General features: G+C 66.0%; 4 protein-coding genes and 2 pseudogenes. 4 read left to right on the forward strand and 2 right to left on the reverse strand.

The annotated features are described in order from the left end of the window. Positions 1–451 (forward strand): autotransporter outer membrane beta-barrel domain-containing protein (locus FGX59_RS37995; protein ID WP_171061017.1); only part of this gene is annotated, 451 nt, incomplete at its 5' end. Here FGX59_RS37995 and FGX59_RS39995 read toward each other — a convergent pair. Next, positions 441–542 (reverse strand): annotated as a pseudogene (locus tag FGX59_RS39995) (transposase); the annotation flags it as partial. The gene FGX59_RS37995 and the pseudogene FGX59_RS39995 overlap by 11 nt on opposite strands. 386 nt (positions 543–928) lie before the next feature. Continuing rightward, positions 929–1240, reverse strand: coding sequence for a hypothetical protein (locus FGX59_RS36300; RefSeq protein WP_138473405.1), 312 nt, complete (start codon positions 1238–1240; stop codon positions 929–931). 124 nt (positions 1241–1364) lie between these two features. Here FGX59_RS36300 and FGX59_RS39185 point away from each other — a divergent pair. The 3 genes and pseudogenes from FGX59_RS39185 to FGX59_RS36310 form a co-directional block, all read left to right on the forward strand. Beyond that, positions 1365–1647, forward strand: a pseudogene (locus FGX59_RS39185) (hypothetical protein); the annotation flags it as partial. Between the two features lie 121 nt (positions 1648–1768). Further along, positions 1769–2713, forward strand: coding sequence for an AraC family transcriptional regulator (locus FGX59_RS36305; RefSeq protein WP_171061018.1), 945 nt, complete (start codon positions 1769–1771; stop codon positions 2711–2713). A 152-nt stretch (positions 2714–2865) separates the two neighbouring features. Further along, positions 2866–3158, forward strand: a 293-nt coding sequence (locus tag FGX59_RS36310) for a hypothetical protein (protein WP_206078553.1), incomplete at its 3' end; no start/stop codon positions are given.

Consider the following 3158-nt stretch of genomic DNA (forward strand, 5'->3'; position numbering starts at 1 on the left):
CTACACCGCCGGCAGCGAGCGCCTCTACCTGCGCCCGTCGCTGACGCTCGACGGACTCTATGCCCGTACGGATGCCTGGAAGGAAGACGGCGTTGGCGGGCTGGGCCTCGACTACGAGGCGACGGATTACAGCACGGCAGTCCTGACCCCGGCCGTCGAGTTCGGCGGCCGTGCGGAGCTGCGCCCCGGTCTGACGCTGCGCAGCTTCATCTCGGCGGGCGTGCCCCTGGGCAGCAACGGCGACTGGGACGCGACGGCGCATTTGCAGGGGGCTGCCGGCGCCGACGGGATCGACGTGAGCCTGCCGCAGGACGAGGTGGCATTGGATCTGCGGGCAGGGGTCCAGCTCTTCCGTGACGGCGCGCTGGACATCCGCGCGGAATATGGCGGCTACTTCGGCGGCGAGGCGACGAGCCATGCCGCCGCGCTGACCCTGTCCTACCGCTTCTGACGGAAGCACTGGCGACGGGGTAGCCTCTCTCGGTGATCTGCGCGACCGCATCCCGCTTGAACTCGTCGCTGAACTTCGTCCTGCTCATCATGGCCTCCCTGCCTCAAAATCAGCGAAGAAGGCGTCCACGATAAACGGGGCTATTCAGTCCTCTTCCCGCGCCTAGCCGCCAGCGGGGGGAGGCGCTCTGCATGACCGAAGCCCGCCCTTGCACGACATCGCTAAGCTGCGGGCCACGCCGCCGGTCTGGGCGGCGTGCTCCCCGATTGCCAAAGCTGTGGTAGTCATGGAATCTGACGCACGCACCTTTGTGAGCGTCACGAGCGGGCCATCTTGTGGGTGAGCTCTGCGCGCCAGAGATAGTCGATACCCCGGCCGAGGCTTTTCGCGAGGAACTCTCCAGGCTAATCTGAACCCGAACCGGTGTCGCAACCGGGTTAGAACTCACCCGTTGCATGTCCGCGAATGGGGGACTTTCTACAGCATGGCTTGCCGCAGGGCAGCCTTCGCCACTTCGCCGAACGTCTTGTGTTCCTGGGGCGGGAGCTTCCGGTTCCTGGCGTTGCAGACGATGGCAATTGCCGCAAGGAACACGGAGGGCGCGAGGAAAATCAGTCCGGCAATAACGGCCAAGGGGGCAATGCCGACGTGTGTCGCGACCCAACCCGCAAATGCCAATGCCGCAACACCGCCGATGAACCAAGCCTTGGGTCCAATCACCACGGACAGCATCCCGGACGAACAGACGATCAGCACCATCGCGGTCAAGAAAACAAGAAACGTCAGCACAAGTTCATCCAGGAAACCAGACTCAGTCTACGGTATTGGAGCACATCACCGGATGGAGAGTCGACTGCGACAGGAGGTGCCCATGTCCCGGCATGATGGCGTGGTCCAGCCCACCGGCATCGCAATGTGCCATGCTGGTGGTGTTGACCCCAGCAAACGGGGGGCCATCCACACGCAGATCAGAACATTGGGCATCGATACTGCCAAGTCCGTCTTCCAGCCTCATGGCGCCGCACCCGAAATTCGTGGTCAGGAAAAAGGTCCGGCGCGAGCTCCGGCGCGAGACGCTGGCAGGGCTCGCTCCGTGCCTGATTGGCATGGAGGCCTGTGCAACTGCCCACTACTGGGCTCGCGAGATTGCCACGCTGGGTCACGACGTGCGCCTGATCCCGCCGGGCTACGTCAGGATTCCATGAGAAGGAGAGGTGTGGCTGCGGCCAGACGAGTTGCACCCTGGCAGGACAGTTTGTCATTGTCCCGGGCAGGACTGCCCCTCCACTCGCGATCTGCATGCGGGACTTGATTGCCATGACGCTCGGAAGAAACCATGCTGACAGCCCCTGGAGCCTTGCCCCGATCCACCGGGTCGAGGAGCTCGGCGAAGCCGTTCGCGATGCGGGGCTCGAGGCACTGCAGATGTCGGGCGGACCGTTCCGCTGCTCCCTGGCGTTCGCGCAGGATCAGGGCGTCACCTTCTCCAGCGGGCGGATCGACAGCCGTGTTTCTCTGCGCGGGCCGCTTTCGCAGGACCGGATCACCTTCGGCGTCGCGCTGCGCACTGGGGCGGGGTCGCGGCACTGGGGCCAGGACATCGCCTCCTACAATCTCGGCCTGTTCCGGCCCGGCGACGAACATGACGCCCTCTATGCGCCGGGGTCGATGTACCTGGCCGCGACGCTCGATCACGAGACGCTGCACCGGATTGCGGAGGAGCGCGGCGCCGTCATCGACCGGATGACGCTCGGCGGCACGGGCATCCTTCCCGACAGGCTCTGCGAGAACCGCATCGCAGCCCTTGCCGCAACGCTGGATGCGGTCCATCGCGGCGGCATGTGCCAGCCCGGCACGCTGCACGACGCGCTCTTCGCCGCGCTGCTGCCGCATTTCTCCCGCCCCGCGCAGCGCATCGCGGGACCGCGCCGGCAGGGCCGCCACGCGCTCCTGGCCAGGCGGGCGCGCGACTTCATCGAGGCGCATCCGGACCGGCCGCTCACCATCGGCACGATTTCGCAGGCCGCGGGGACCTCGCCGAGAACGCTGCACCGCGCCTTCCTGGAGCAGCTGGGGGAAACCCCGATGAGCCATGTGCTGCGCCTCCGGCTGCACGGGCTCCGCAGGGATCTCCTTGCGGATGCAGGCACGCCAGTTGCGGTGCTGCAGCGCCGCTGGGGACTGACCGAGCCCGGCAGGGCCTCGGGGCTCTACCGGGAGTTGTTCGGCGAGCTTCCGTCGCACACCCGGCCTGGCGGCTGATCCCCGCCGACCGCATTTTCGACCGGTTTGGCAGTATCTGCATACTTCACGTGTTTACTCAAAGGCATGTTCCGCGCACACTTTCCGCAGGGCTCTCCGGAGGTAGGTGTGCACCTTCCGGCCGGCGGGCCTGTTGGGGACTGGGGGATACGATGTCAAAACGAACCGGACGCATTGCGTCCGCATGCCTGCTGTGCTTCGGCACCGCAGTATCGGCGCCCGCACTTGCACAGGACGGCGATGCGGTCCTGCCGCCGCTGGCAGCACAGATCAACAATGGCAACTGGCTGGCGGAAGACGAGGCGCAGTCGCTGCTTGCCGAACTCTTCTACCAGCGCGCGGTCCATGCCTACATGACCATGCTGCCCGCGCTGAACGTGATCGGCATGCGCGACGGGTCCGAGGCCGAGTTCGGCGCGGGCTACAACGTGCTGCCGATCTGGAA

This window comes from Poseidonocella sp. HB161398 (assembly GCF_005870025.1).
Classification (GTDB): Bacteria; Pseudomonadota; Alphaproteobacteria; order Rhodobacterales; family Rhodobacteraceae; genus Mangrovicoccus.

Bases quoted from the DNA above. Each gene is read 5' to 3' on its own strand.
- FGX59_RS36305 (WP_171061018.1), top strand. From the start codon at position 1,769: ATGACGCTCGGAAGAAACCATGCTGACAGCCCCTGGAGCCTTGCCCCG.